This window comes from Rhizobium sp. TBD182, from assembly GCF_001950375.1.
Classification (GTDB): Bacteria; Pseudomonadota; Alphaproteobacteria; order Rhizobiales; family Rhizobiaceae; genus Agrobacterium; species Agrobacterium tumefaciens.
Genome location: NZ_BDLN01000002.1, coordinates 475,421 through 501,104, shown reverse-complemented (window position 1 = coordinate 501,104; position 25,684 = coordinate 475,421). Strand labels below are relative to the sequence as shown.

Sequence of the window (25,684 nt, the reverse complement as noted above, 5' to 3'; positions counted from 1 at the left end):
GGCGATGGCTGCAGTTCTTGCTGTCGCAGCGCTTGTTCCGGTTCCCATCGGCGCATCGACCATCGATGTTCCGGTCAGCGTTCGTCTGTTGTCAGGCTTCGAGGTTGGCACCAGCGCCAAGCGTTTCGGCAAGCTGGAATTTATCGGCGGCATGGTGATGAGCACGCCGGAAAAACTATTCGGTGCCATATCCTCCATCCGCTTTCGCCCAAACGGGCAGGAATTCGTTGCCGTGCTGGATACCGGCCACTGGCTCACGGGCAAGATCGCACGCGGCCCGTCGGGCGCGCTGTCCGGGTTGGCTGACGTGCGTATCACTGCCATGCTGGATGCCAGCGGCCGTGAACCTTCCCGCAAGATGGAAATGGATGCGGAAGGTCTGGCGCTGCGGGATGGCCAGGTATTCGTCAGCTACGAGCAGCGGCACAGGATCGATGCCTATCCCGATCCGGGGTTCGAGACCTCAAAGCCGCTCAGCCGCCTGCCTCATCTCATTCCCAACAGCGAACTGCGCCACAATGGCGGCATGGAGGCCCTTGCGGTCTCGCCGGCCGATTCGCCGCTTGGCGGTGCCCTTGTCGTGGTGGCTGAGAAAAGCATCGATGCCGACGGCAATCTTCTTGCCGCCATACTGGAAGGCCCGTTGAAGGGCACATTCGCGGTCACCCATCACCCCTCATTCGACGTGACGGACGGCGCTTTCCTGCCCAATGGCGACCTGCTGCTTCTGGAGCGGCGCTTCAATTTCGCTGAAGGGGTGGGGATGCGCATCCGCCGCATCAAGGCTGCCGATATCAGGCCAGGCGCGGTGGTTGATGGCGAAATCCTGCTGGAAGCGGGCATGGTCTACCAGATCGATAATATGGAAGGCATGGATGTGGTGAAGGGGCCTGATGGTTCCACGCGCCTCATCATCGTTTCCGATGACAATCACTCATTTCTCCAGCGCAATCTGATGCTGGAGTTCAAGTTGGTGGAGTGAAGGTTCACACCTGCTGCCCCGCCTTGTAGGCAGCCATCAGATCCTCGACGGGAATGCCGTCGATCTTCATCCCGGTCATTCGGCATCCTGTTATCTGCGCGCCGGACAGGTTGGCGTTGCTCAGTTTCAGACCGGAAAGATTAACATCGTCGATCGACCAGCCGGACATGTTGCTGTCGGTAAATGACGCGCCGGAAAAGTTGATCTGGTTGAAGCTGGTTCCGGCGAGATTGACGTCGTTGAACATCGTACCCGACAGATTGACGTCGTTGAAGGTGGAGCCTGAAAGCGTGGCGCTGGCGGCCTCCACAATATCGATAACGTCATTGATCTGCATATCTGCCTGCCTCTGAGCTGTGCCACGGACCGCAGACTGCAACGCAGTCGGCTGGTTTGCAAGCGCGATTCGATCCACGCTCCCACCCCAGCCTTAAACCTGGATGACAATGGTGTCAGCCCGATTTGGCGACCTTTGGCATCGGCTTCAGCGTGTTCATTAGTGCGCCGTAGGGCAGGAGCATCACGAGGCCGACGAGGATCTTCACCGAGAGGTCGCCGAGCGCCCAGGAAATCCAGCGCGGTGCCTCCAGAGCGAAGATGCCGAGCACGGGGGCATTTTCAATGGCGAAGGCATCGTTGGGACCGACGAAGGAGAAACTCGCAGCAAAGGCGATGGAGAAGAACAGCGCGGTATCCAGCACCGAACCCAGCATGGAGCCGGCAAGAGGTGCGTGCCACCAGCGCTGGCGGCGCAGGCGGTTGAATACGGAAATATCGAGCAGCTGGCCAATCAGATAGGCGGTGCCGGAGGCAACGGCGATACGCGGGATCGAGGTCCAGAAGGACAGTGTGACACCAACAATAAAACCGGCAAGTACGACGCGGCGCGCGACTGACGGGCCGAACTGGCGGTTTGTAAGGTCTGTGACGAGGAAGGCGACCGGATAGGTAAAGGCACCCCAGGTCAAAAGATCGCCGAGATTGACGCCGAACAGCGATCCGGAAAGCGGGTATTGCACCAGAATATTGGACGCGACGACCACCAGTGTCATCAGCAGAACGTAAATGAGCGTGTAGCGCAGGTAGGGCATTTTTTTATCCTGGGTGATGCCACCAGTTGGAGCCGAATTAGAACAAGCAAAAGGCTTGAGCGGCAAAAGCCATTCAAGCCTTCTGAATATCAGTGATGTCGAAACCGCTAATTAAGCAGCTTCGGCCGTCTTCTTGGCGATCTGGCGGCGCAGGAGACGAGCGCGCATGCTCAGTTCGTTTTCGCCGGACTTCAGAAGGAAGGCATCGAGGCCGCCACGATGTTCAACGGAGCGCAGAGCTGCTGCGGAAACACGCAGGCGGAAACGCTGGCCGAGAGCATCGGAGATCAACGTAACCTGGCAGAGGTTCGGAAGGAACCGGCGCTTGGTCTTGTTGTTGGCGTGGCTGACGTTGTTGCCCGTCTGGACGCCCTTGCCGGTCAATTCGCATACACGGGACATGGGTACACCTATTTCGTTTGTCTGTTTCACCACTGGCTCGCCACCGGCAAAACCGTGGTGGCAATCCAACTGGCCATGATTGGAAAGTTGCGGTTCTATAGTCAGACGGGACTTAACAGTCAAGCCGCTCGCGAGCAAATGAAAGGAAATTCCGGCGTTTTCAACCGGCATCCGCTTTTTTATTGCCACAAGTCGGCGTATATGATCGCCCCATAAGGCCGCTTCCGCGCCTCTTTTAAGGTGATATCCAAATGATTGCCAGAGGAAAAAGCATTTTCATGGCTGTGACAATGGCGTTTGCAGGCGTATCTCCCTCGCTCGCCGCCGAAGCCCGCCATACAAGCGAATACAGCATCAATCTCGGTATTCTACCAATTGCCAAGGCGAGTTTTTCGACTCGCATGAACGGCCCGAACTATTCGATTTCCGGTTCCTTCAGCTCAGCAGGGCTTGCAAGCGTTCTGGCGGATATTTCCGGCAAGACGACGATTTCGGGTGCCAAACGTGGCCATCGGCTGCAGGCGAACACATATTCGCTTGTTTACAAGGACGGCAAGCGGGTGCGGACCTATGATGTGGTCTATCGCAACGGCAACGTCACATCGACGACGGTGAAACCGGAGCCGAAGGCGCGGCCGGACAATTGGGTGAATGTGAAGGACGGCGACCTGCGCTCCGTCCTCGATCCAATCTCTGGCCTCATCATTCCCGCCGGCGGCCGCATCTGCCCGTCGCGCCTGCCGATCTATGACGGCGAATCGCGGCTGGATCTGGTGTTGAGCCCCAGCGGCACCAAGCCCTTCAAGACGAATGGCTTCAGCGGCGATGCCGTGGTCTGCAAGGCGCGTTACGTGCCGAAGTCGGGTTATCGCCAGGGGCGCAAGGATATCGAATACCTGAAATCCATTTCCATGGAGATCTGGTTTGCCAAATCGGACAATATGGATGTCTATGCCCCGGTCTACGCCGTCATTCCGACGCGGGTAGGCCAAGTCTACATCACCGCCACCAAATATGGCGGCTGATGCAGTTACGGCGTATCGCCCGGCGACCATCCGGGTTCGGCCATCACGAAGCTTGAAAAGGCGAAACCCGGCGAGACGGTGCAGCCGACGAGGGTGAAGTCGCCGAGGCTTTCTGCCGATTGCCAGCAATTGGCAGGCACGATCACCTGCGGGCGCTCGCCTTCCAGAATGTCGGGGCCGAGGGTAAAGGTCTGTACCTCCCTGCCATCTTCGGAAAGATGCAGGGTGATCGGAGCGCCGGCATAATAGTGCCAGACCTCCACCGCATCGGTGACGCGATGCCAGTGCGAGCGCGTCCCCTTTTCCAGAAGATAATAGATCGCCGACGAATGGCCGCGCTCACCACCTGCCTTGTCGCGAAATGTCTGGTGGTAAAAGCCGCCCTCGGGGTGCGGCTCCAGTTCCAGTTCGCGAATGATCGCTGCCGAAGACAGATCGGCGCCCATCAGAAATTGTCCTTGCGTGTGCGGATTTCGGCAAAGACTTCGGCATCGGTTGCGCCTTCAAGGCCAAGATGACTGCGGATGCCGGCATCGGCCACCCGCATATAAGGGTTGGTCTGTTTTTCCAGCCCGATGGTGGTGGGAATGGTGAATTCATTCGCCTGCCGCGCCTTTTCGACGCTTTCGGCGCGCTCGATTAGAGCCGCGTTATCAGGATCGACGGTGAGCGCGAAACGGGCATTCGAAAGTGTATATTCGTGGCCGAAATAGACTTTCGTGTCATCCGGCAGCGCCATTAACTTCTGGAAAGAGTGCCACATATCTGTTGCCGTACGTTCGAACAGGCGACCGCAACCCATGGCGAACAGCGTATCGGCTGCAAACAGCAGGCCGTCATCGGGAAGGTAGTAGCAGATATGCCCCGCCGTATGACCGGGTGTGGCAATGACCTGAACGCGCCGTCCGGCAAATTCGAACTCGTCGCCATCGGCCTGGGACCGGTCGAGACCGGGGATCGCAATCGCCTCATCATGTGGGCCATGTATTTCGCACTGGAATTTGTCCTTCAGCGCCAGATTGGCTTCCACATGGTCCTGATGGTGATGGGTGGTGAAGATATGCGTGAGCTTCCAGCCATGCCCATGAAGAGCCTGCAGGATGGGGCCTTCCTCCGGCGCATCGATCGCGGCGGTCGCCCCGCTTTCTGGATCGTGCAGCAGAACGCCAAAATTATCACTGCGGCAAAGAAAGACGTCTATTTCCAAAGGTTTCATCGTGGTCCTCTCCATTTGCCGGCCTTGGCCGGCGCATTTGTCCGCCTGAATTTCAATGTAGGCGCAGACGCCTTGAAGTCCAACCGCCTGATGCTACATTCTCGCCCATGAACACCGATATCGTCGATCTGCGCGAATTCTATCATTCCCCGCTTGGCCGCTCGGCCGAGCAGGCGATCACCATGGCGCTTTCATCGCTCTGGCCGCCTTTGCCGGAGGAAAGGCTGGTCGGCCTCGGTTACGCCGTGCCGTTTCTGGAGCGGTTCCGTCATGACACGGAGCGCACCTTTGCCTTCATGCCGGCGGGGCAGGGAGCGGTGAACTGGCCGGCAGGCGAGCTTTCCTCCACGGCGCTGGTGTTTGACGAGGAGCTGCCGCTACCCGATTCGTCGATAGACCGGGTGTTGATGGTGCATGCTCTGGAATTTGCCGAAAATCCGCGCGAAACCCTGAAAGAACTCTGGCGGGTGCTGGCGCCCGGCGGGCGTCTGGTGATCGTGGTGCCGAACAGGCGTGGGGTCTGGGCACGCATGGAACACACACCTTTCGGCTCGGGCCGGCCCTATTCGCGCGGGCAGTTGACGGCGCTTCTGCGCGAGACCAATTTTACGCCGGGGGCAAGCGCCGAAGCGCTATTCTTTCCGCCCACCACCAGCCGCCCGGTACTGAAATTCCGCCGATACCTTGAGCTTACCGGCCGCAGGCTCTGGCCGCTGTTTTCCGGCGTTATCGTGGTTGAGGCACAGAAACGTCTCTATCAGGGATTGCCCGTTACCCAGCGCGCCTCACGCCGGGTTTTCGTGCCGGTCCTGGCGCCTCAGGGTGTGCCCACCACCCGCACCGCCGCAAAGCACGGAAAGCCGCGCTGACCCTCGACAAAGGGGCCATTCCGGTCTAATGCCTCCGGCATTGCTTTTGCCGGGCTCCCCGGCGCATTTCCGAAGGTCGATCAAATGAGTGCAGAGCTTAGCCAACCTCTTCCGCGTCCGGGTATTCTGGATATCGCCGCTTATGTTCCCGGCAAGGAACACGTGGATGGCGTCGCGAAGGTTTATAAGCTCTCCTCCAACGAAACGCCGCTCGGGCCAAGCCCGAAGGCGATCGAGGCATTCGCCGCCACCGCCAGCCATCTGGAAATCTATCCCGACGGACAGGCGATTGCGCTGCGTCAGGCGATTGCAGACGTGCATGGCCTCAACATAGCGAATATCATGTGCGGTAACGGCTCGGATGAGCTTCTTGGCCTGCTCTGCCACGTCTATCTGGGTACGGGCGATGAGGCGATCATCACCGAACACGGTTTCCTCGTCTACAAGATCCAGATCATGGGTGCGGGCGCAACGCCGGTGACGGTGAAGGAAAAGGATTGCGCCGTCGATGTGGACGCCATTCTTGCCGCCGTCACGCCAAGGACGAAGATGGTTTTCATCGCCAATCCCGGCAATCCCACCGGCACCTATGTTCCGGTCGCGGAAATCCGCCGCCTTCAGGCTGGTCTGCCGAAACATGTCGTGCTCGTGCTTGATGCGGCTTATGCCGAATATGTACGCAAGAACGACTACGAGGCCGGTCTCGAGCTGGTGTCTGGGAACCGCAACGTGGTCATGACGCGCACCTTCTCCAAGGTTTACGGTCTGGCCGCACTGCGCGTCGGCTGGATGTATGGTCCGGCCGCCATCATCGATGCGCTGAACCGGGTGCGTGGTCCGTTCAACATGAGCGCGCCGGCGATCGCAGCGGGTGCCGCGGCCATCCGCGATCAGGCATTCCTGGAAAAGGCGATCTCTCACAACACGCTCTGGCTGGAGAAACTCACGACGGTCTTCACCGGTCTCGGCCTCAAGGTCACGCCATCAGTCACCAACTTTGTCCTCATCCATTTCCCGGACCAGGATGGCAAGCGTGCACCAGATGCGGACGAGTTCCTGAGCCGCCGCGGTTATATCCTGCGTGCCGTGCGCGGTTACGGTTTCCCCAATGCCTTGCGTATGACGGTTGGTTCGGAAGAAGCCAATCTTGGCGTCATCGCCGCGCTCACCGAGTTCATGGGGCAGGCGTAATGGGCGAGATCATGTTTGAGCGCATCGCGCTTGTTGGCATCGGCCTGATCGGCTCGTCTATTGCGCGCGACATCAAGGAACTGGGTCTTGCCCGGCATGTCACGATTTCCACCCGCAGCGCGGAAACGCTGAAGCGGGCAGAGGAACTGGCGCTTGGAAGCGAGTATACGACATCCGCCGCGCAGGCCGTCAGGGATGCTGATCTTGTCATCGTTTCAGTGCCGGTCGGTTCATCCGGGGCGGTTGCCGAGCAGATCGCGCCGCATCTGAAGCCCGGGGCCATCGTCACCGATGTCGGCTCTACCAAGGCCTCTGTTATCGCGCAGATGGCGCCGCATATGCCTGACAATGTGCATTTCATTCCCGGCCATCCGCTGGCGGGTACGGAAAAATCCGGCCCAGATGCCGGTTTTTCCGGTCTTTTCCGCGAGCGCTGGTGCATCTTCACGCCGCTGCCGGGCACGGATGCGGAGGCGCTGGAAAGGCTCAAGGATTTCTGGCGGGCGCTCGGCTCGCGTGTGGATGAAATGGATGCCGAACACCACGACAAGGTTCTGGCGATCGTCTCGCATCTGCCGCACATCATCGCCTACAACATCGTCGGCACGGCGGACGATCTGGAGACGGTAACCGAGTCGGAAGTCATCAAATATTCCGCTTCCGGCTTCCGAGATTTCACGCGTCTCGCCGCCTCGGACCCCACCATGTGGCGCGATGTCTGCTTGCACAACAAGGATGCTATCCTCGAAATGCTGGCACGGTTCTCGGAAGACCTTGCTTCGCTGCAAAGGGCGATCCGCTGGGGGGAGGGCGACAAGTTGTTCGAACTGTTTTCCCGCACACGCTCCATCCGCCGCTCCATCATCGAGGCCGGTCAGGACGTCGATACGCCTGACTTTGGGCGTCACGCGCTGGATCAGAAGAAGTAGGGCGCTGAAGTGATATTGATATCGGCGGCGACGGATGACGATATCGAATGGCTGCTGCGGGAAGACAAATGGATCGATGAGGATTGGTTGCGGCGTTGCGTCGGACGCCGCGAATATCTCGTCGCGAAAGAAGATACGATTCTAGTCGGTTTTCTGCGGTTCTCGATGTTCTGGGGTAAGATTCCCTACATGGATATGATCCGCGTCGTTCCTGAGTTTCGGGGACATGGCGTCGGCGCAACGCTTACAGTTTTTTGGGAAACTCTGATGCGTGAGCAGGGTGCCTCACTGGTGATGACGTCCAGCCAGCAGGACGAGCGGGAACCGCAGATGTGGCATCGTCGCAATGGATACAAAGAAGCCGGCATCCTGCATCTTTCAAAAATTCAGGATGCCGCTGAGGTGTTTTTTACAAAAGCTCTCTGTTAAATCGGCGGGATCTTCCCCAACGGAATGAAACCGCTGACGGTGGCGCGGCCGCGATCCACCACGAGGTCGACGGACGCCCTGTCGCCGCCGCCGGCGAGTGCGCGGAGCATTTTGCGGGCGGTATCGATGGTGGATTGCAGCTGCGGAAACGCCTGCTTGGCATTGTCCGACCAGGCGTCGAGCTTTTCGATCTCCAGCTTGAACTGGCCGGAGAGATAGCCCTCATTATCGAAGGAGAAAGGGCCGCTGATACGCATGGTGCGGCCTTCGCCGATATCAGCGACCAGCCGGCGAAGCTCGCCGCTCGCACCGTAAAGCCCGGCCGTATCGCTGCCGTCTACCATACCCGCCTTGCCGGCCAGGGTGACATCGGCGATGGCGTTGAGGCGCGGCAGAAGTTGCGGCCAATCCTTGATGACGGTTGACGAGTCGGTCAACGTTATCGCGCCGTCTAGATCGGCGCCGTTCTGGCGCAGATGCATTTCCGTCTTGGCGGCATCGAAATCGATCGTCTGGCCGGTAACGGTGGAAACCGCCTGAGCCTTCAGGCCGTCGATGACAAGCGAGGTACGGTCGATACCCCTAAGCTTGGTGACGATGCTCGACTGCATGTTCTGCCAGACGGCCGAAACCGTGAGGCCATGCGCGGTGCGGATTTCAGCCGGTGCATCCAGTTCCCAGACAATGTGGCCGGGATTGTAGACCTGCGCTGCGGAACGCAATTCTCCGAACGAGGCTGAAACGCCATTCTGCTTGTCGTCCACCGTTACCTTGGAGCAGAAAAGGCCGATGCGGAACGGATAACCCTTGAAGGCAATGTCGCCGCATTCGCCGCTGACGTTTCTGGCCTGCGAAGGCGAGATGACGTTCAGAACCGTCTGCTTCAGCTTGTCGGCGGCATAAAACCACCCGGCCGTGTAAAGTCCGATAACCAGCACGACGGCGATACCAAGCCAGAGGAATTTTTTGACCGTGCCGGATTGGCTTGACGATGCCATATTGATCTCCGATGAACAGACTTCAGATAAATTCGATTTGGCTTGGGATATGGACGATTTTTGGGTCTTTGGCTACGGTTCGTTGATGTGGAACCCGGGCTTTGCCTTTGAGGAAAGGCAGCAGGCGCGGCTGCACGGTTATCGACGCTCCCTCTGCATCAGTTCAAATGTGTACCGCGGCACTGAGGAGAAGCCCGGCCTTGTTCTCGGTCTGGAGCGCGGCGGCTCCTGCCTCGGCGTTGCCTTTCGCGTGCGCGGAGCGGACCATGGTCCGGTCATGGCCTATCTGCGCGAGCGCGAGCTGGTAACGAATGTCTACAAGGAACGCGTCGTTGCCATTGCGCTCGCCGATGGCACGCGCGGCAGTGCCGTGACCTATGTGGCCGATCCCGCCCACGAGCAGTTTATTGGTGGTCTGGGTGTCGCGGAAGCGGCTACGATCGTGGCTGCCGCATCGGGCCGGTCCGGCCCGAATACCGATTACGTCTTCAATACCGTGCAGCATCTGCAGGATATGGGTATTCGCGACACGCTGCTGGAAAGCATTGCCGCCAGTGTCGGCACGATCGCGGTTTAGCCGGTGGGAGTGTCTTGCCCCTGAAGTTCTGCGATACGCTTCACGGCGGTCGGTGGCAGCGGCAGGTGCGGATTGTTGCGCGCGGTCTCCAGCAGCAACTCGTCGCTCGCCTTTTCCGTCACCTCGATCAATGTCTTGAAAAACACGTCCGGGTCCAGTCCCGGCTCGATGGCCGGCAAGATCCGCACCTTGAAATGGCCGGGATAACGCATTGTCGAGCGGCGTGGCCAGAAGAGGCCGGGATGCATGGCGACCGGAATGACGGGGACTTTGAGGTCGCGGTAAAGACGTGCGATGCCATAACGATATTCGGGCTCAGCGCCCGGTGGCCGGCGCGTGCCTTCGGGATAGATTATGAGTTCGCGGCCAGCCGCCATCTCCTCTCTCGCCCGCTCCATGACCTTCAGCATCACCTTGCCGCGCGCGGCGCGGTTGACCGGGATCATGCGCTGCTTCATCGCATACCAGCCGAACAGCGGGATCCACAAAAGCTCGCGCTTCAGAATATAGACCGGATCGGGAAGGTTGGGCAGCAGCGCATAGGTGTCCCAGAAGGACTGGTGTTTGGGGGCGAAGATACAGCCGGTTTCGGGAATGTTTTCCAGCCCCTCGATCTCGAAGGTGGTGCCGACAATGGTCTTCATCAGCCAATGGTTGGATCGCGCCCAGTTCTTGGGGATTTCATAGGCTATTCTGCGCGGCAGGATGAAATAGATCGGCGTGAGCACGATCATGCGGACAATCAGATTGAGATAAAACAGCGTATTGAAAAGAAAAGAGCGCAGCTTGAGCATCGACAGACTTCCCGGGTTGCAGCCGTTCCGAAGCTCAGGCGCGCCTCGATGCCGGATGCCGATGCCAGACGCCTACACGAAAACAAGGCTCCGCAGCAAGCGTGTTCTCTCCGTTCTTTCCATTCACGGGGAAGAGGTTGCCGCCTTGATCGTGGGGTGATCGGCGCCCGCCTTGCGCAACCCGTCGCCCTTGCCGAGCCCGGTCAGGTCGCGTCCTGCTGCAATCACGAATTTCATGTATTCGTAGAGCATTGTTCGGACCACATCTGGCTCCGCGAACCAGTTGGTGCGGGCAAGGTCGGCGCTGATAACGGGATAGGCGATGAATTGGGTCTGCGGGCTGGCATTGTGCAATTCATGCAGGCTGCGATGCATATGGTAATTGTTGGTGACGACGACGATGGAGGAATAACCGTGGTCGCGTATCCAGCTCGCCGCCTCATTGGCGTTGCCGATAGTGTCTATGGCCTTGTAGCCCATGTCCACGCAGCAGGAAAACATGTCCGAAGAGCCTTGCGTCATCTTGCGGATTTGCGTGCGGGTGGTGGCCGGATTGACGCCGGAAATCAGAAGGCGCTTGCCAACGCCGTCCCGCAGCAGGCCGACCGCCTGTTCGATGCGCTGATAACCGCCGGTCAGAACGATGATCGCGTCGCCCTTGGCGCCTTCGGGCGGGCGCATGGAGGCGACCGAATCTGCGAACCACAAAAAACCGCCGGAAAAAGCCCCGAGAGTAATGACGCAAAGAAGGATGAGACCGCGAATAAAACGGCGCAGGCGACTTCGCCGCGACAACAGGCCCTTTTTTGCCTGTCGCGTGGTCGTCTGCTCCTGATCATGGTCCGTCCGACTCACAAACATTCCTCCTGAATACTCGCCGATTAAGGCAAGGAACAGGCATTTTTGTCCACCGTCCGCAAGTTACATCCGGCGTGTGAAGGGTGCAGTTTCCTCGCGAGATCCGGGAGACGGCGTCACGATGCGACACCGTCGCTTTTAGACGGATCGGAACGGACGCGGTCGATATCGTCGATCGTGCGGATGACGGTCACACGCGCGGTGATCGTGGTGAGCAGCGCGATGATGATCATCGTCGTGGCGATGCCGATATAACCACTGAGGCCAACGGAAAAGGAGCCGAAAAGCGCACTTGCCTGATCGCTTTGCGGCGTAGCAACCGTGCTCGATTGCCAGAAACCGGCGGCAAGGAAAACCGCCGCGGCAAGGGCGCTGCCCGCTGCCGCACCTTTCAGGCTGATCTTCAGGAAGTGCTTCTGGAATTCCCGCGCGACGAAGCTGCTTTCGGCGCCGACGAAATGCAGCACCTCGACGATGTGCCTGTTGCCGGAAAGCGCGCCGCGCGTTGCAAACACCACCGTCAGCACCATGGCGGTGAAGACGAGGATCAGGACCCCGACGCCGATCATGACAGTGGTCCTGGCCATGGAGACGAGCCTGTCGACCCATGTACGGTGGTCATCCAGAAACGCCTGTGGAATTTCAGCTTTCAGCATATCGCGCATGGCCTGAAAATCGGGCGGGTGGTTTTCATCGATGGTAATCACGACGAGGCGCGGCACCGGCAGTTCGGAAAGATCGAGGCCACTGCCGAGCCACGGCTCCAGAAGACGCGCGGTGGCGGCGTCATCGAGGATCGTGCCATCCCGCGTGCCGACGAAGGTGAGCGCCAGAGTACGCGCCTTGGTGAGCGCTGCATTCATGTCCAGCCCGTCCTCGGGTTTGATCTGAATGGTGATTTCGCGGGAAATCTGGCTCTGCCAGGTGGCGGCGGTGGCACGCACCATGGAAACGGCACCAAGCGTCAGGCAGGCGAGAAAGGCCATGATGGCGATCACCACCATCAGCGCATTGCCCTGAATGTTGGAAGGCGGCAGAATGGGTGCCATCGGGCGGATACGCATCGGCGGCCGCTTCGGTGCGGTCGCCTCTGGTCTTAACTGTTTGCGGTTGATCTCATTCATAGATGTCGAGCCGCCCTTCGGTGAGGATCATCCGGCGTGCGTCGATCTGGTCCATCAGGCCGAAATCATGGGTGGCGATGACCACAGCGGTACCCAGCCGGTTGAGCTCCAGAAAGAGGTTGAGAAGGCGCTTGGCCATCGGCGGGTCGACGTTGCCGGTCGGCTCGTCTGCCAGCAAGATTTCCGGCTGGTCCATCAATGCACGGGCAATGGCGGCGCGTTGCTTTTCCCCACCGGAGAGGATGGCCGGAAGCACATTGATGCGCTCGCCAAGCCCGACCCATTTCAGAAGCTCGATGACGTCGTTGCGGTAGGCGCTTTCTTCCTTGCCGCGCACACGCAGCGGCAGGGCGACATTCTCATAGGTCGTCAGATGATCGAGCAGCCGGAAATCCTGAAAGACGATGCCGACGCGGCGGCGCAACATGGGCAGCTCGCTGCGCGGAATGCGCGACACATCGCGGTTGAACATGCGGATATTGCCGCGTGTGGGCTGCAGCGACATCAGCAGCAGGCGCAGGAACGTGGTTTTGCCGGCACCGGAAGGGCCGGTCAGAAACTGGAACGAACCCTTGGGAATGTCGAAGGTCATGTCCCTCAGGATTTCGGGGCCCATGCCGTAACGCAACCCGACATTTTCGAAATGGATCAACGGACTTCCAGTCTCTTCGTTTCGTGGTGGTTCGCAAACCGCTGGCGCGTGAGGCCCGGATGCGCCGTTTAACCCGGTTCCGGTGGCCTATGCGAGCCGTTTTTGCGAAGCATTAACCAATTAAATTTAAAACTTGGCAGGATTCGTTGCAATGCCCAGTTTTGCGGGCCGGAAAACCTCACCCAAGGAATTCTATGGCTATGTTCCGTTCATCTCGCCGGCAAGCGGCATTCGATTTCGACCTCCTGATGCCGGAAGTGCCAGTGCGCCGTACGGCGCGGGCAACCCACACCGGCCCCGATGTGGTAGACGCGGAATTTGTCACCATCAAGGAAAACCGTGTCCGTCAGCCCGGAAACGATAATCGCGGCGCGATGCGCCGGCAGATGGAAAAACCGCCCGTCACCGCCAGTGCTCTTGGTTACGCGTTCATCGGCTGGGTGGACCGCAAATTGTCGCGCCTGTCTGTGGATGCCTATTCGGCGCTGGTTGCGGCGCTCGTCATTTTTGTTTTCATCTGCTCAGGCGGCCTGTCGGTGGTCGTGCCGGAAAAGCCGGTCGTTGCGGCCGCAAACCCGCTTGCCATTTCCCATGTCACCATCACGCCGCAGGAGGCTGGCGGCATGGATGTCCTGCTCATCAACGGTATTGTGGAGAACAACGGTGCCGCTCTGGAAGAGGTGCCGGCACTTCGCGCCGACCTCTTCGTTGCCAAGGGGCAACTGGTCGCCAGCATGGTCATCGAACCGCCGGTCAGGCAGATGCAGCCCGGTTTCAGCCACGGATTTTCGGCAAAGTTGCGCCATCCCGGTGGAAAAACGCCTGAGATCAAGCTTTCCTTCGTCGAAGCGGGTGCTTCCGAACGTTGACTGTGCTAACGCGTGGTCTTCGTATTTTTACTGAAAGGTAAAATCGGCAAGGCGCAGCACAGGAGAAAGAATGCCCGTCGTCCGTGGAAAAAACATTGAGCCGCTTTACACCGCCGAGCAGATTGCCGAGCGCAATCGCGACATGGCCAAGCATATAGCGAGCGGCCCGACCAAGGATTTGCTGGTCATCGCCGTGCTCAAGGGATCGTTCATTTTCGCGGCCGATCTCATCCGCGCGCTGCATGACAGCGGCCTTGCCCCCGAAGTCGAATTCATCACGCTTTCGAGCTACGGTGCCGGCACCGTTTCGCAAGGGGTGAAGATCGTCAAGGATATCGACAGCGACGTAAAGGACCGCGATGTTCTTCTGATCGACGATATTCTCGAATCCGGCCGCACGCTGCGTTTCGCCAAGGAACTGCTTTACGAACGCGGCGCCCGTCACGTCACCATCGCCGTGCTGCTCGACAAGAAGGTCAAGCGCAAGGAAGATCTGGAGGCCGACTATGTCGGTTTCGAATGTCCCGATTATTTCGTTGTCGGTTACGGCATGGATGTGGCTTACGCCTTCCGCGAACTGCCCTTCGTAGGCGTCGTCACGGGCGACGCCTGACGATTTCTGCCGTGCCGGGATGGGACATGCCGGAGACGCCTCATTAACCATTCACCCAGCGAAACTCTGGGTGTTTACCTCTTGAAAAGAGGAGCCTGCGATGTTGCTCACGGCTGGAAATGATGCCCAGGAGCAATGATTGATGGCGAAGATTCTGATTACCGAAGATGAGGATGCATTGCGGGCTTTCGTTGCCCGTGCGCTGCGTCTCGACGGTCACGAGACCCACGAGGCGGCAGACGGCGAGCAGGGGCTGGAGAAGCTTCAGGAAACCAATTTCGATCTCCTTCTTTCGGATATCCGCATGCCGGTCATGGATGGCATCGAGCTGGCGCACCGCGCCGCCGAACGCTTCCCGGCCATGCGCATCCTGTTGATGACGGGTTATGCCGAACAGCGCGAACGTGCTGATGATCTGGCAGAAAAGATCGTGGACGTGGTTTCAAAACCTTTTGCGCTTCCGGATATCCGCAAGGCTGTTGCGCGGGCGCTTGCGGCCTGAGCGATAAGGCTACAGAGATTTGAGAAAGGGTGGCCCTTTGGGCCGCCTTTTTTGTTGCGGAGTTGTCAAATCTCTCCGCCGTCATGCTCGGGACAAGGCCGAGGATGACGTTGAGTGTTTGATAAGCTAGCCTTTCCTCAAAAATGCGCGAGGTTAAACAGGCCCGATCGCTAGGAATGGCGGCCTCCATCCTCACCGTATATCCAGCAACCGCTCCAGATAACGCCGCTCGATTTCACCCGGCGGGTTGTTGCCGAGCTTTTCGCGAATAGCCTCGAGAATTTCGCGGGCGCGCTGCACGTCGATCTCATCAGGCACCTTCACCTGGTCGCCGAAATCGGGGCCGGTTGTGCTGCGCGGACGGCCGAGTGGATCGCGGCCGTTCTGTCCGCCTTGGCCCGCCATGCCTTCCTGCCCTTGTCCGGGCTGCTGTCCCTGCTGGCGCATGGCCTGCATGATCTGGCCCATCATATCCTGCGCGCCCTGTCGCAGCGCGTTCAGCGCATTGCCCTGACCTTCGACCGCCTGTTCGCCCTGGCTTTTGCCGAGTGCTTCGCCGGCGCCTTCCATTTCCTGCTGCGCCTTGCCGAAGTTTTCGCCCGGCTCCATGCCGAGATCACGAAGGCCCTGCTGCAATTCGCCCAGCTGCTTGCCCAGCGCGTCCTGCTGCGCCCTCAGATTTTTCAGCGCCTCGCGCAATTGTTCGGCGGTCATCTGCTCGCTCGGCTGCCCGCCTTGCTGGCCGTTTTCGCCCTGCTGGCCCTGTTGCGGTGATTCACCGTTTTCACCCGTCTGCGGGTCCTGACCTTCGCCGCCATCCTGCGGGTCGCCGCGCTGCATGCGGTCACGCAGCGCCTGATCGAGCTTGAAGGTCTCGTCCATCAGCTTCTGCTGCTGTTGCAGAATTTCACCCAGCTTGTCGATCTGCTGGCGCATCTTGCTGCTTTGCTGCTGCCCCTGCTGGCCCTGACGTTGCGGCCGTCCCGCCTGCAGGTTGTTCATCATGCGTTGCAGCTGCGAGAGCATTTCCTGTGCTGCGTCACGGTTGCCGGAGCGCGCTAGGTTTTCGATCTGGTTCATCATGTTTTCCAGATCGCGCTGCCGCAAGACGTTTTGTGCCTGCTGGTTCATGTTGGCTTGCGGCGCATTCTGCATGCGCTGTGCAAGCTCGCTCATGAACTGCTGCATCGCCTCACGCAGTTCCTGCATCAGCTTGGCGACTTCCTCATCGGAGGCATTGCGCTGAAGCGCCTCGGAAAGCGCTGTCTGCGCATCACGCAGGCGTTTTTCCGCCTGCGAAAGATCACCATCCTCGATGCCGAGCGCAATCTCCCAGAGATAATCGGCGGTGTTCTTCAGCATCTCCTCATTATAGGCGAGCCGCATGCGGGTCTGCGCCGATTGCAGCAGGAGATAGTGCGTGGTGTTGGGAATGGTTTCTTCCGGACGCAGACCAACCGCCTCGTTATAGGCGATCGCCTTTGGCATCTGGCGCGTGTCGAGTGAGAATATCTGCCGCTGTTCGGCAACCGAAGCCGCCAGCGGTTCAGAGAAATTGCGGCCCGGCAGCACCATTTCATGCGCGGGGCTGCGGCCGGTCTGGCCGGCACCGTCTGTTGCCACCAGCGTGATGCGCACGCGCTTACCTGCCATGGGATGTTCGGTCAGGTTGCGGCTGGTCAGCCCCTTGATCTCGCGGTTGTTCTGCCGCGGCAGGTCGAGCTTGAATTCCGGCGGCGGGTAAAGTGCTGTTGCACCCTCCGCAACGCCAAGCGGCTCTATGATGGCGTGGGCTTCCTTGATGCCATAGTCGTCCTTGGCGGTGAAACCCACCTCCAGCGCACCATTGACGGCGCGGCGCGGCATGTTGTCGAAGCCGATGCTCGGTGGCTGGTCAGGAATGACGTTGAACACCCATTGTTCGCCATTGGCGGTGATCATGCCGCTTTCGGTCACATCCATGGCAAAGGTGCGCGGCGTGACAGGTTGATCCGGCGGGCGTTTTTCTGTCTGTGCCGCCACATCGCCACTTGCGCTGTCGGCGCGTGCCGCTTCGGGGGCAAGCTTCTGCAGGGCGCCGGCGGTCTCAGGCTCGAAGGTCACTTCCTCGCCGCCATCGCCACCGGTCATGCGGATCGTCAGTTTGGAGGATTGCGGCACGGACACCGCGTCGTGGCCCGTCGCATCGCGCCCTGTCAGAAAAATCGGGGCGCGGCCGGTATAGGCGGGCGGCGTGACCCAGGCGTCGAGACGGATATCGGGATTGAGCGGACCGGCTACCGGCCGGCTGCGGAAGGCATCTGCAATCGTGCCTGCACCATTGGAATAGGAAAAACCGAAGGCGACAACCAGAAAAAGGGCGGGAATGGCGCGTAGTGCCGAGCGGTCGTAGCGGGCGATATCGGGTTTCGGCAGGCCGGCATTCAGCGCGGCGATGCGTTCCGCCATACGGATCTGGTGTTCTTTCCACAAGGCGCGGGAAATGGGGGTGTCCAACGCCGGTTCGTCTTCCTGCACACCGACTGGCTGGTGAGCGAGACCATTGCGTTCTTCCAGAAGGCGGGACGCGTCGTTGTCTGTCGGCCATTTCAGCCGGACGATTGGCAGGATGGTGCTGATGAAACCGAAAACCAGCAGGAAAACGATGCCCAGCCGCACGAAGTCAGGCATTTGCCGGTAGAGGCCGAACCATGCGAGCGCTAGAAACGCGGCGGTGATGGAAAGCGGCCACAGCGTCTTCGGTGCTACTCTTTCCGAAAACAACACGATTTTTGCGAAGAAGCGTTTAGCCGCAACCCGGCGGGCAAGATCCGGCCGCTGCGCGAATGCGCCGGTTGGGCGCTTCCTGCCTGTCCTGTCCTCTCCGGCTGTGGTCATCAATCCGTTCTCCCGGTTCTGGCCACGTCAAACGCCATTCCCGGAACGGCGAGCTGCTTGTATTATGAGAAGCAAGGATAACATTCTTTGTGGCGAAGACGAGGGCAAGCGGATGCTCACCCCCACTTTTTAGGCAGCTTCGCTCAATTGTGATCGACCAAGCCGGATGTATGGCGGATCAATCGAGCCAGGCGGGTACTGAATCGAGAGCGATCAGCTCTTCATAGGTTCCGCGCGGGCGGATGACGTGGAACTTGTCACCCTTTACCAGCACTTCCGGCACCAGCAGGCGCGAATTATAGGTGCCTGCCTGCACGGCGCCGTAAGCACCGGCGGAGCTGACGGCAATCAGATCACCCGGCTGCGGTGCGGCCATCTCGCGGTCCAGCGCCAGATAGTCACCCGTTTCGCAGACGGGGCCAACGATATCGGCCTTGATGCGAGGGGCGTCCACCGCGGGCTGCACGACCGGGCGGATGCCGTGATAGGCCTCGTAAAGCGTCGGGCGGATGAGGTCGTTCATCGCGCCATCGACAATCACGAAGTTCTTTTCGCCGCCATCCTTCACATAGATCACTTCCGTCACCAGAATGCCGGCATTGCCGACGATCAGGCGTCCCGGTTCGGTGATGATCTTGCAGTTGAGGCTCTTTAGCTCGTTCTTGACGATATGCGCATAGGCATCCGGCAGCGGCGGCGGATTATTGTCCTCGCGGTAGGGAATGCCGAGGCCGCCGCCGATATCGACGTGACTGATCGTGTGCCCGTCCGCGCGCAGGGATTCCACCAGTTCGCGCAGCAAGCGGAACGCATCCTCGAAGGGCTGCAATTCTGTGATCTGGCTGCCGATATGCATGTCGATGCCGGTGACTTCGATGCCGGGCAGAGTGGCGGCATGGGCATAGACCGCACGCGCCCGCTCATAGGAAATGCCGAACTTGTTTTCTTTTTTGCCGGTGGAAATCTTGGCATGAGTGCGCGCATCCACATCCGGATTGATGCGGAAGGACACATGCGCCCTTTTTCCGGCCTTGACGGCGCGCAGGTTGAGGACCTCAAGCTCCGGCTCGGATTCGATGTTGAAGCAGTAGATGCCGGCTTCCAGCGCGTAATCCATTTCCGCCACCGTCTTGCCGACGCCGGAGAACATGATGCGGTTTGCCGGTACACCGGCGCCAAGCGCGCGGCGCAATTCGCCGCCGGATACCACGTCGATACCCGCGCCGAGCTTTGCCAGCGTCCTCAGAACGGCCTGGTTGGAATTGGCCTTCATGGCGTAACAGACCATGGCGTCCACATCGGCGAAAGCGCCTGAGAACACCTTGTAGTGGCGCTCCAGCGTCGCGGTCGAATAGACATAGAACGGCGTGCCGACCGCCTTGGCGATCTCAGGCACGGGCACGTTTTCGGCGTGAAGCACGCCGTCGATATAGCCAAAATGGTTCACAGGCTTTTTCCCGTCAGAGAAGCTTGTCGAGGATGAACGGCCGCTCCGCCGTTGCCGGCTTCGTCTCGGTTCCGTCGGCATTGCGCTTGTTGCGCATTTCGACCGGCGTGCTCGGCGGATCGATATCGCCTTTTCGCCCGCAGGCACTGAGAGCAAGACTGACGGCGAGCGTCATGCCGATGGGAACGATGAGATTGCGCGCGGTTTTTGAAAGCATGAGCCTGTCCAAAGGAAATATGTGCTTCTCTGATAACGAAAAACAGGGCGCTTGTGCACCCTGTTTCTTGTGATCGCAGCGTAACGCAGATTTATGAGGGCGGCGGAGAAAAATGAAATCGTTTCCGCCGCTCATTTTAATTTGTCTGCGCATCGGATTTTCCGAAAACCGCTTCACACTTTTCGGTCCGATGCGTTAGTTGCGTCCACGCCACCAGGCGATCTGCTTCTTGACCTCGGAAGGAGCCGTGCCGCCGAAGCTGGTGCGGCTGGCAACCGATGCCTCGACTGAAAGGACGTCGAAAACGCCGCTTGTAATGGCCGGATGGATCGCCTGCAGGTCTTCCAGCGAAAGATCGGCCAGATCGCAGCCTTTCTTTTCCGCCAGTGCCACCGCATTTCCGGTCACATGGTGGGCGTCGCGGAAGGGCAGGCCTGCCTCGCGCACCAGCCAGTCAGCAAGATCGGTGGCGGTGGAATAGCCCGAACCGGCGGCCGCACGCATGCGGTCCTTGCGCACCTCAAGGTCGCGGATCATGCCGGTCATGGCGGCGATGGCCAGTTCCAGGCTTTCGGCGGCATCGAAAACCTGTTCCTTGTCTTCCTGCATGTCCTTGGAATAGGCGAGTGGCAGGCCCTTCATCACAGTCAGAAGCGCCACCAGCGAGCCGTTGATGCGGCCGGTCTTGGCGCGCACCAGTTCGGCGGCGTCGGGGTTCTTCTTCTGCGGCATGATCGACGAGCCGGTGGAAAAGGCATCGGACAGGCGGATAAAGCCGAATTGCGGCGTCGACCAGATGACGATTTCTTCGGCGAGGCGCGACAGATGCGTGGCGCAGATTGAGGCGATCGACAGGAACTCCAGCGCGAAATCGCGGTCGGAAACGGTGTCGATGGAGTTGCGGGTCGGCTCGCGGAAGCCGAGGGCCTTTGCCGTCATGTGGCGGTCGATAGGATAACCGGTGCCGGCCAGCGCTGCTGCACCGATCGGGCTTTCATCCAGATGTTCGATCGCGTGACGCACGCGGGCGCGGTCACGGCCGAACATTTCCACATAGGCCATGCAATGATGGCCGAAGGTGACGGGTTGGGCCGTCTGCAGATGGGTGAAGCCGGGCATGACCGTATCGGCATTTTCCTCGGCGCGGTCGAGGAAGGCGGAGATGAGCGCGGTCAGCATGCCTTCCGTCTTCTGCAGCTCTTCCTTGACCCAGAGGCGGAAATCGAGCGCCACCTGGTCGTTGCGCGAGCGGGCGGTGTGCAGCCGCCCTGCCGCCGTGCCGATGAGGGTGGCAAGCCGCGCCTCGATGTTCATGTGAATGTCTTCGAGCTTGCGCGAGAATTCGAAACTGCCGGCCTCGATTTCTGACAGGATCGTGTTCAGGCCGTGAACGATCTTGTCTTTATCTTCCTGCGAAATAATGCCTTTTTCCGCCAGCATGGTGGCATGCGCTATAGAGCCGCGGATGTCCTGGGCATAAAGCTTCTTGTCGAAGCCGATGGAGGCATTTATCTCTTCCATGATGGCTGATGGCCCGGAAGCGAAACGTCCGCCCCACATCTGGTTGGAGGATTTCTGATCTGTGCCGTCAGCCATGTTCTGCGTGCCCTGGAGTATTCGATGACAGAAAAAAGGCCGTTCAGGCTTCCTTCCGCCAGATTGGTTGCAATTGCTGCCGTTGCCGGTGTCGTGTTCGGCGCGGGTGCGGTCTGGTTCAGGCATATTGGGTCTGAGAGCCCGGTTCAAGGGGCAGCGGTTGCCGAGGCCGGTTTATGTGAAGGTGCGGCAAACCGCATCGCCTCGCTGAAACCCCTCCTGAAGGGCCAGGTGGCGGCCATGTCGGCCACGGATACGCCGCGCGTCATCCCGCTGTCCTTCAAGGGTCCGCAAGGGTCGGACATGTCGCTTGCCGATCTCAAGGGCAAGGCGGTTCTCCTCAATCTGTGGGCCACTTGGTGCGTGCCATGCCGGGAGGAAATGCCTGCGCTGAACGCACTCGAGAAGGAAAAGGGCAGCGATGGCTTTGAGGTTGTTGCGGTCAATATCGACACCGGCGCGGACGAGAAACCGAAAGCCTTCATTGACGAATACAAGATCGACGCGCTGAAACTTTACCGCGACAGCTCCATGGGCGTCTTCAATGTTCTGAAAAAGGAAGGGCTGGCTTTTGGCCTTCCCGCAACGCTTCTTCTGGACGAAAAAGGCTGCCTGATCGCCGCCATGAACGGTCCGGCAGCCTGGGACAGCGAAGATGCCAAGGCGTTGGTATCGGCAGTGAAGGCTAAATAATTGTCCAGTGCGGGAGGGATTTTCCTCCCGTCATCTCGAATGATATCCGAGGAATATCTCTTGCGCCTTAGCGCGTCGGAACCGGTGTCTCTCCACGGTAATCGTAAAAACCGCGACCAGATTTGCGGCCGAGCCAGCCGGCCTCTACATATTTCACCAGCAGCGGGCAGGGGCGGTATTTGCTGTCGGCCAGCCCGTCATGCAGTACCTGCATGATCGACAAACAGGTGTCGAGACCGATGAAGTCGGCAAGCTGCAACGGTCCCATCGGATGGTTGGCGCCGAGCCGCATGGCGGTGTCGATTGCTTCCACCGAACCGACGCCCTCATAGAGCGTGTAGATCGCCTCGTTGATCATCGGCAGCAGGATGCGGTTGACGATGAAGGCCGGGAAATCCTCGGCGACGGTGATCGCCTTTTCCAGCGTCCGCACATAGTCCTTCGCCGCATCGAAGGTCTTTTCGTTGGTGGCGATACCGCGCACCAGCTCTACCAGCTTCATCACAGGCACCGGGTTCATGAAGTGGATGCCCATGAACTGTTCGGGACGATCGGTCGCGGACGCAAGGCGAGTGATGGAGAGCGAAGAAGTGTTAGTGGCCAAAAGCGCTTCGGGCTTCAGTACCGGGCAGATCTGCGCATAGATCTTGCGTTTGATTTCCTCGTTTTCGGTAGCAGCCTCAATGACCAGATCCATGGGCGCCAGATCGTTGACGTCAGTCGAACCGCTGATGAGCGCCAGCGCATCTTTGCGGGCGTCGTCGGAGAGCTTGCCGTTGGTGACCTGACGGGCAAGATTGCCGTTGATCGTGGCAAGGCCGGCTTCGATGCCGTCCTGGGAAAGATCGTAAATGTGCACCTTGTAACCGGCCAAGGCGGAAACATGCGCGATGCCGCAACCCATTTGACCGGCTCCGATGATACCGATGTTTTTAAAGGGGGCGGTCATATGCTGGTCTCCTCATGGGATTTCATCTGCGTCATTTGCGGCGATGTTACGCATATCGCCGAAAAAGAGAAGGCGGCGCGTTCAAAAAACGCGCCGCCTTTGGCTAAAGGCTTAAAATCACAGAGCCTTCTGGAGTTCTGGCAGAGCCTCGAACAGGTCTGCGACGAGGCCGTAATCGGCAACCTGGAAGATCGGCGCTTCCTCGTCCTTGTTGATGGCAACGATGACCTTCGAGTCCTTCATACCGGCCAGATGCTGGATGGCGCCCGAAATGCCGGCAGCGATGTAAAGCTGCGGTGCCACGACCTTGCCGGTCTGACCGACCTGCCAGTCGTTCGGTGCATAACCCGCATCGACGGCTGCGCGCGATGCGCCGACGGCTGCACCGAGCTTGTCGGCAACCGGCAGGATCACTTCGCGGAACTTTTCCGAGGAGCCGAGTGCGCGACCGCCCGAGATGATGATCTTCGCAGAGGTCAGTTCCGGACGATCGGAAGAGGCGAGCGCGTCGGATACAAAGACAGAAACGCCGGGGTTCTCGGCAGCACCGATGGTTTCCACCGGTGCCGAACCACCTTCAGCGGCTGCCGCAAACGCGGTGGGGCGCACGGTGATGACCTTCTTGGCGTCGCTTGCCTGCACCGTCTGGATGGCGTTGCCGGCATAGATTGGACGTTTGAAAGTATCCGGGCTGACGACCTCAATGATTTCCGAGACCTGGGCCACATCGAGAAGGGCTGCGACGCGCGGGGCGACATTCTTGGCCGAAGCGGTCGCCGGTGCGATGATGACGTCATAGGAAGGGCTGAGCGAAACGATCAGCGCCGCCAGCGGCTCGGCAAGCGCGTTGGCATAGGATGCGTCGTCGGCAAGCAGTACCTTGGCAACGCCGGACAGTTTCGCCGCCGCGTCGGCGGCACCCTTCGCACCGGAGCCGGCAACGAGCACGTGGACGTCGCCGCCAATCTGCGTTGCCGCCGTCAGCGTCTTCGCCGTCAGGTCGGAAAGGGTTGCGTTGTCGTGTTCTGCCAGAAGAAGAATGGCCATGTTGTAATCTCCCTTTTCCGAAACCTTAGAGGACGCCGTCGGCTTTGAGCTTTTCAACCAGCTCAGCCACCGAGCCGACCCTGATGCCGGCCTTGCGGCCAGCCGGCTCTTCTGTCTTCAGAACCTTCAGACGCGGCGTGACATCGACGCCGAAATCGGCCGGGGTCTTCTTGTCGAGCGGCTTCTTCTTTGCCTTCATGATGTTCGGCAGCGAGGCGTAACGCGGCTCGTTCAGACGAAGATCGGTGGTCACGACAGCGGGAAGTTTCAGTTCGACCGTCTGCAGGCCGCCATCGACTTCACGCGTCACAGCGACCTTGCCATCAGACGGTACGACCTTGGAGGCGAAGGTGCCCTGGCCCCAGCCGAGAAGGGCGGCCAGCATCTGACCGGTCTGGTTACTGTCGTCGTCGATCGCCTGCTTGCCGACGATGACGAGGCCGGGCTGCTCGGCTTCCGCCACGCCCTTCAAAAGCTTGGCGACGGCCAGCGGTTCGACCGTCTCTTCGGTCTCGATCAGGATGGCGCGGTCGGCACCCATGGCGAGCGCCGTGCGCAGCGTCTCTTCCGCCTTGGCAGGGCCGATCGACACGACCACGACTTCTTCGGCCTTGCCGGCTTCTTTCAGCCGCAGAGCCTCTTCCACCGAGATTTCGTCGAACGGGTTCATCGACATCTTCACATTCGCGAGTTCAACGCCCGAACCATCCGACTTCACGCGGATCTTGACGTTGTAATCAACAACTCGTTTGACAGGGACAAGGATCTTCATCGGCGGTTTTCCTCAAACTCCTGTCCGCGAGGCGACAAGACCGCGCGGACCTCCAAAAACAGGTTGGCGACATGGATAAGCATTTTTCCCGCAAATACAACGGAGCAATGTTCATTATCACATGCACGCAAGGCATACCTTACGTTGACGTTAACGTAAATAATTTATCTCTCCGTCAACGGCTCATCTGCTCCCGTCATAGCCCCGTTCGATTTGCGACAACCCCGCCGTTTGCGACGGATTCTTGAACTGCGCCGCCCTTGGCGGAACAATCGTGCGGTCGAACAGGGGAACGTCCGGCCGGCGCATGAAAATTACCATCACAGCCCCGGCCAATATGCCGCCCACATGTGCCCCCCAGGAAACATTTTCCTCAAGGCCAAGTGCCAGCATCAGAAATTGCTGTCCGATCCATAGCGCCAGCGGAATGAAGGCAGGCAAGGGCAACGGAATGCGCATGAACACCAGAACCCAGACGCGCACCTTGGGATGCAGGAGAAAATAGGCCGCGACGACGCCGGAAACAGCGCCTGATGCACCGATAAGCGGCCCTTCCGACATGGGTGCGACGAAGCCGTGCAACAGCGCGCCGGCTATGGCGCAGGCGATGTAAAAGATAAGGAAACGGAAATGGCCGAGTGCGTCCTCGACGTTGTCGCCGAAGACCCACAGAAACAGCATGTTGCCTGCCATGTGCCAGAAATCCAGATGCAGGAACGCATAGGTGACGACGGTCAGGTCATCCGGCACCACCTGTAAGGCCGGCTCCAGGTAGGCGTAATCGAACACCACAGCCGGGATGAAACCGAGGCCGAGCGCTGCGGCATTGGCCTGGACGTCACTGGCAAGCACGCCGGTAAATAGCCATACCAGCACGTTGACCACGATCAGGCCGATCGTGACATATTGCAGCCGGATATGTTTGAGGGAATTCGCATCGTGCAGCGGTATGAACATCGAATGCC

General features: G+C 59.5%; 29 protein-coding genes. 11 read left to right on the top strand and 18 right to left on the bottom strand.

Translation table 11 applies throughout. The annotated features are described in order from the left end of the window. Nucleotides 1-4 precede the first annotated feature (4 nt). Nucleotides 5-982, top strand: a complete 978-nt coding sequence (locus T18_RS11075) for an esterase-like activity of phytase family protein (protein WP_003511350.1) — start codon at nucleotides 5-7, stop codon at nucleotides 980-982. Between the two features lie 4 nt (nucleotides 983-986). Here T18_RS11075 and T18_RS11070 read toward each other — a convergent pair whose 3' ends face one another. From T18_RS11070 to rpmB, 3 genes are all read right to left on the bottom strand, one after another. Then, on the bottom strand, nucleotides 987-1,319 hold the full coding sequence (locus tag T18_RS11070; RefSeq protein WP_038494201.1) for a pentapeptide repeat-containing protein: 333 nt from the start codon (nucleotides 1,317-1,319) through the stop codon (nucleotides 987-989). A 115-nt stretch (nucleotides 1,320-1,434) separates the two neighbouring features. Beyond that, complete coding sequence (locus T18_RS11065; protein WP_003511348.1) at nucleotides 1,435-2,073, bottom strand: queuosine precursor transporter; 639 nt, start codon at nucleotides 2,071-2,073, stop codon at nucleotides 1,435-1,437. A gap of 111 nt (nucleotides 2,074-2,184) precedes the next feature. Next, complete coding sequence (gene rpmB, locus T18_RS11060; protein ID WP_003509888.1) at nucleotides 2,185-2,475, bottom strand: 50S ribosomal protein L28; 291 nt, start codon at nucleotides 2,473-2,475, stop codon at nucleotides 2,185-2,187. 251 nt (nucleotides 2,476-2,726) lie between these two features. Here rpmB and T18_RS11055 point away from each other — a divergent pair, with 251 nt between their 5' ends. Continuing rightward, nucleotides 2,727-3,500, top strand: a complete 774-nt coding sequence (locus T18_RS11055) for a DUF3108 domain-containing protein (protein WP_013761795.1) — start codon at nucleotides 2,727-2,729, stop codon at nucleotides 3,498-3,500. Between the two features lie 5 nt (nucleotides 3,501-3,505). Here the strand turns inward: T18_RS11055 and T18_RS11050 are convergent, their stop codons facing one another. Continuing rightward, nucleotides 3,506-3,946 carry a cupin domain-containing protein gene (locus T18_RS11050; RefSeq protein WP_038494198.1) on the bottom strand — a complete coding sequence of 147 codons (441 nt, stop codon included), beginning with the start codon at nucleotides 3,944-3,946 and terminating at the stop codon, nucleotides 3,506-3,508. Then, nucleotides 3,946-4,716 carry a hydroxyacylglutathione hydrolase gene (gloB, locus tag T18_RS11045; protein ID WP_003511345.1) on the bottom strand — a complete coding sequence of 257 codons (771 nt, stop codon included), beginning with the start codon at nucleotides 4,714-4,716 and terminating at the stop codon, nucleotides 3,946-3,948. Before gloB ends, T18_RS11050 begins: the two co-directional genes overlap by 1 nt. Nucleotides 4,717-4,823: 107 nt before the next feature. On the opposite strand from gloB, the gene T18_RS11040 reads away from it, so the two are divergent. From T18_RS11040 to T18_RS11025, 4 genes are all read left to right on the top strand, one after another. Beyond that, a complete protein-coding gene (locus tag T18_RS11040) occupies nucleotides 4,824-5,585 on the top strand; it encodes a class I SAM-dependent methyltransferase (RefSeq protein WP_003511344.1) in 762 nt (253 codons plus the stop codon). A gap of 84 nt (nucleotides 5,586-5,669) precedes the next feature. Then, nucleotides 5,670-6,776: a histidinol-phosphate transaminase gene (hisC, locus tag T18_RS11035; RefSeq protein WP_003511343.1), complete on the top strand. Its 1,107-nt coding sequence runs from the start codon at nucleotides 5,670-5,672 to the stop codon at nucleotides 6,774-6,776. Then, complete coding sequence (locus T18_RS11030) at nucleotides 6,776-7,705, top strand: prephenate/arogenate dehydrogenase family protein (protein ID WP_003511341.1); 930 nt, start codon at nucleotides 6,776-6,778, stop codon at nucleotides 7,703-7,705. The genes hisC and T18_RS11030 overlap by 1 nt, the downstream gene beginning before the upstream one ends. Nucleotides 7,706-7,714: 9 nt before the next feature. Continuing rightward, nucleotides 7,715-8,134: a GNAT family N-acetyltransferase gene (locus T18_RS11025; RefSeq protein ID WP_013761790.1), complete on the top strand. Its 420-nt coding sequence runs from the start codon at nucleotides 7,715-7,717 to the stop codon at nucleotides 8,132-8,134. Here the strand turns inward: T18_RS11025 and T18_RS11020 are convergent. Beyond that, nucleotides 8,131-9,132 carry a DUF2125 domain-containing protein gene (locus T18_RS11020; RefSeq protein WP_035199628.1) on the bottom strand — a complete coding sequence of 334 codons (1,002 nt, stop codon included), beginning with the start codon at nucleotides 9,130-9,132 and terminating at the stop codon, nucleotides 8,131-8,133. The genes T18_RS11025 and T18_RS11020 overlap by 4 nt on opposite strands. 49 nt (nucleotides 9,133-9,181) lie before the next feature. On the opposite strand from T18_RS11020, the gene T18_RS11015 reads away from it, so the two are divergent. Further along, nucleotides 9,182-9,709, top strand: coding sequence for a gamma-glutamylcyclotransferase (locus tag T18_RS11015; RefSeq protein ID WP_035251575.1), 528 nt, complete (start codon nucleotides 9,182-9,184; stop codon nucleotides 9,707-9,709). Here the strand turns inward: T18_RS11015 and T18_RS11010 are convergent. The 4 genes from T18_RS11010 to ftsE form a co-directional block, all read right to left on the bottom strand. Beyond that, nucleotides 9,706-10,503: a lysophospholipid acyltransferase family protein gene (locus T18_RS11010; RefSeq protein ID WP_003511337.1), complete on the bottom strand. Its 798-nt coding sequence runs from the start codon at nucleotides 10,501-10,503 to the stop codon at nucleotides 9,706-9,708. The two genes, T18_RS11015 and T18_RS11010, sit on opposite strands and share 4 nt — an antisense overlap. A gap of 123 nt (nucleotides 10,504-10,626) precedes the next feature. Further along, on the bottom strand, nucleotides 10,627-11,364 hold the full coding sequence (locus tag T18_RS11005; protein ID WP_003511336.1) for a YdcF family protein: 738 nt from the start codon (nucleotides 11,362-11,364) through the stop codon (nucleotides 10,627-10,629). 113 nt (nucleotides 11,365-11,477) lie between these two features. Further along, nucleotides 11,478-12,485, bottom strand: coding sequence for a cell division protein FtsX (locus tag T18_RS11000; protein ID WP_003511335.1), 1,008 nt, complete (start codon nucleotides 12,483-12,485; stop codon nucleotides 11,478-11,480). Continuing rightward, nucleotides 12,478-13,137 (bottom strand): cell division ATP-binding protein FtsE, encoded by a 660-nt coding sequence (gene ftsE, locus T18_RS10995; protein ID WP_003511334.1) that lies wholly within the window; start codon nucleotides 13,135-13,137, stop codon nucleotides 12,478-12,480. Before ftsE ends, T18_RS11000 begins: the two co-directional genes overlap by 8 nt. Nucleotides 13,138-13,337: 200 nt before the next feature. Between ftsE and T18_RS10990 the strand changes: the two genes are divergently transcribed. The 3 genes from T18_RS10990 (at nucleotide 13,338) to T18_RS10980 (ending at nucleotide 15,121) form a co-directional block, all read left to right on the top strand. After that, complete coding sequence (locus T18_RS10990; protein ID WP_003511332.1) at nucleotides 13,338-14,006, top strand: hypothetical protein; 669 nt, start codon at nucleotides 13,338-13,340, stop codon at nucleotides 14,004-14,006. Nucleotides 14,007-14,076: 70 nt separating this feature from the next. Further along, nucleotides 14,077-14,619 (top strand): hypoxanthine phosphoribosyltransferase, encoded by a 543-nt coding sequence (gene hpt, locus T18_RS10985; protein WP_003511330.1) that lies wholly within the window; start codon nucleotides 14,077-14,079, stop codon nucleotides 14,617-14,619. 142 nt (nucleotides 14,620-14,761) lie between these two features. Next, on the top strand, nucleotides 14,762-15,121 hold the full coding sequence (locus T18_RS10980) for a response regulator (RefSeq protein WP_003511329.1): 360 nt from the start codon (nucleotides 14,762-14,764) through the stop codon (nucleotides 15,119-15,121). A 192-nt stretch (nucleotides 15,122-15,313) separates the two neighbouring features. Here the strand turns inward: T18_RS10980 and T18_RS10975 are convergent, their stop codons facing one another. From T18_RS10975 to argH, 4 genes are all read right to left on the bottom strand, one after another. Beyond that, entirely contained in the window at nucleotides 15,314-17,998 is a 2,685-nt protein-coding gene (locus tag T18_RS10975; RefSeq protein ID WP_038494193.1) for a TIGR02302 family protein, read from the bottom strand. Between the two features lie 178 nt (nucleotides 17,999-18,176). Then, nucleotides 18,177-19,445, bottom strand: coding sequence for a diaminopimelate decarboxylase (gene lysA, locus T18_RS10970; protein WP_003511327.1), 1,269 nt, complete (start codon nucleotides 19,443-19,445; stop codon nucleotides 18,177-18,179). 13 nt (nucleotides 19,446-19,458) lie between these two features. Then, on the bottom strand, nucleotides 19,459-19,662 hold the full coding sequence (lptM, locus tag T18_RS27150; RefSeq protein WP_003511326.1) for an LPS translocon maturation chaperone LptM: 204 nt from the start codon (nucleotides 19,660-19,662) through the stop codon (nucleotides 19,459-19,461). A 195-nt stretch (nucleotides 19,663-19,857) separates the two neighbouring features. Next, on the bottom strand, nucleotides 19,858-21,258 hold the full coding sequence (argH, locus tag T18_RS10960; RefSeq protein WP_003511325.1) for an argininosuccinate lyase: 1,401 nt from the start codon (nucleotides 21,256-21,258) through the stop codon (nucleotides 19,858-19,860). Between the two features lie 24 nt (nucleotides 21,259-21,282). On the opposite strand from argH, the gene tlpA reads away from it, so the two are divergent. Further along, nucleotides 21,283-21,951 carry a thiol:disulfide interchange protein TlpA gene (tlpA, locus tag T18_RS10955; protein WP_003511324.1) on the top strand — a complete coding sequence of 223 codons (669 nt, stop codon included), beginning with the start codon at nucleotides 21,283-21,285 and terminating at the stop codon, nucleotides 21,949-21,951. Between the two features lie 67 nt (nucleotides 21,952-22,018). Here the strand turns inward: tlpA and T18_RS10950 are convergent, their stop codons facing one another. The 4 genes from T18_RS10950 to T18_RS10935 form a co-directional block, all read right to left on the bottom strand. Next, the gene (locus T18_RS10950; RefSeq protein ID WP_003511323.1) at nucleotides 22,019-22,900 is read right to left on the bottom strand and encodes a 3-hydroxybutyryl-CoA dehydrogenase; all 882 of its coding nucleotides are present in this window, start codon (nucleotides 22,898-22,900) and stop codon (nucleotides 22,019-22,021) included. A 117-nt stretch (nucleotides 22,901-23,017) separates the two neighbouring features. Further along, entirely contained in the window at nucleotides 23,018-23,947 is a 930-nt protein-coding gene (locus T18_RS10945; RefSeq protein WP_003511321.1) for an electron transfer flavoprotein subunit alpha/FixB family protein, read from the bottom strand. A gap of 25 nt (nucleotides 23,948-23,972) precedes the next feature. Further along, nucleotides 23,973-24,719: an electron transfer flavoprotein subunit beta/FixA family protein gene (locus tag T18_RS10940; RefSeq protein ID WP_003511320.1), complete on the bottom strand. Its 747-nt coding sequence runs from the start codon at nucleotides 24,717-24,719 to the stop codon at nucleotides 23,973-23,975. A 183-nt stretch (nucleotides 24,720-24,902) separates the two neighbouring features. Further along, nucleotides 24,903-25,676 carry a rhomboid family intramembrane serine protease gene (locus tag T18_RS10935; RefSeq protein WP_003511318.1) on the bottom strand — a complete coding sequence of 258 codons (774 nt, stop codon included), beginning with the start codon at nucleotides 25,674-25,676 and terminating at the stop codon, nucleotides 24,903-24,905. Nucleotides 25,677-25,684 lie beyond the last annotated feature (8 nt).

Coding starts and splice junctions, on each gene's coding strand:
- T18_RS10940 (WP_003511320.1), bottom strand. CDS start 24,719: ATGAAGATCCTTGTCCCTGTCAAACGAGTTGTTGATTACAACGTCAAG.
- hisC (WP_003511343.1), top strand. CDS start 5,670: ATGAGTGCAGAGCTTAGCCAACCTCTTCCGCGTCCGGGTATTCTGGAT.
- T18_RS11040 (WP_003511344.1), top strand. CDS start 4,824: ATGAACACCGATATCGTCGATCTGCGCGAATTCTATCATTCCCCGCTT.
- T18_RS11015 (WP_035251575.1), top strand. CDS start 9,182: ATGGACGATTTTTGGGTCTTTGGCTACGGTTCGTTGATGTGGAACCCG.
- argH (WP_003511325.1), bottom strand. CDS start 21,258: ATGGCTGACGGCACAGATCAGAAATCCTCCAACCAGATGTGGGGCGGA.
- T18_RS11070 (WP_038494201.1), bottom strand. CDS start 1,319: ATGCAGATCAATGACGTTATCGATATTGTGGAGGCCGCCAGCGCCACG.
- T18_RS10990 (WP_003511332.1), top strand. CDS start 13,338: ATGTTCCGTTCATCTCGCCGGCAAGCGGCATTCGATTTCGACCTCCTG.
- T18_RS10935 (WP_003511318.1), bottom strand. CDS start 25,676: ATGTTCATACCGCTGCACGATGCGAATTCCCTCAAACATATCCGGCTG.
- T18_RS11020 (WP_035199628.1), bottom strand. CDS start 9,132: ATGGCATCGTCAAGCCAATCCGGCACGGTCAAAAAATTCCTCTGGCTT.
- tlpA (WP_003511324.1), top strand. CDS start 21,283: ATGACAGAAAAAAGGCCGTTCAGGCTTCCTTCCGCCAGATTGGTTGCA.
- T18_RS11000 (WP_003511335.1), bottom strand. CDS start 12,485: ATGAATGAGATCAACCGCAAACAGTTAAGACCAGAGGCGACCGCACCG.
- T18_RS11075 (WP_003511350.1), top strand. CDS start 5: ATGGCTGCAGTTCTTGCTGTCGCAGCGCTTGTTCCGGTTCCCATCGGC.
- T18_RS10980 (WP_003511329.1), top strand. CDS start 14,762: ATGGCGAAGATTCTGATTACCGAAGATGAGGATGCATTGCGGGCTTTC.
- T18_RS11010 (WP_003511337.1), bottom strand. CDS start 10,503: ATGCTCAAGCTGCGCTCTTTTCTTTTCAATACGCTGTTTTATCTCAAT.
- T18_RS11065 (WP_003511348.1), bottom strand. CDS start 2,073: ATGCCCTACCTGCGCTACACGCTCATTTACGTTCTGCTGATGACACTG.
- T18_RS11030 (WP_003511341.1), top strand. CDS start 6,776: ATGGGCGAGATCATGTTTGAGCGCATCGCGCTTGTTGGCATCGGCCTG.
- T18_RS10975 (WP_038494193.1), bottom strand. CDS start 17,998: ATGACCACAGCCGGAGAGGACAGGACAGGCAGGAAGCGCCCAACCGGC.
- T18_RS10945 (WP_003511321.1), bottom strand. CDS start 23,947: ATGGCCATTCTTCTTCTGGCAGAACACGACAACGCAACCCTTTCCGAC.
- rpmB (WP_003509888.1), bottom strand. CDS start 2,475: ATGTCCCGTGTATGCGAATTGACCGGCAAGGGCGTCCAGACGGGCAAC.
- hpt (WP_003511330.1), top strand. CDS start 14,077: ATGCCCGTCGTCCGTGGAAAAAACATTGAGCCGCTTTACACCGCCGAG.
- T18_RS11050 (WP_038494198.1), bottom strand. CDS start 3,946: ATGGGCGCCGATCTGTCTTCGGCAGCGATCATTCGCGAACTGGAACTG.
- T18_RS10950 (WP_003511323.1), bottom strand. CDS start 22,900: ATGACCGCCCCCTTTAAAAACATCGGTATCATCGGAGCCGGTCAAATG.
- T18_RS11005 (WP_003511336.1), bottom strand. CDS start 11,364: ATGTTTGTGAGTCGGACGGACCATGATCAGGAGCAGACGACCACGCGA.
- lptM (WP_003511326.1), bottom strand. CDS start 19,662: ATGCTTTCAAAAACCGCGCGCAATCTCATCGTTCCCATCGGCATGACG.
- gloB (WP_003511345.1), bottom strand. CDS start 4,716: ATGAAACCTTTGGAAATAGACGTCTTTCTTTGCCGCAGTGATAATTTT.
- T18_RS11055 (WP_013761795.1), top strand. CDS start 2,727: ATGATTGCCAGAGGAAAAAGCATTTTCATGGCTGTGACAATGGCGTTT.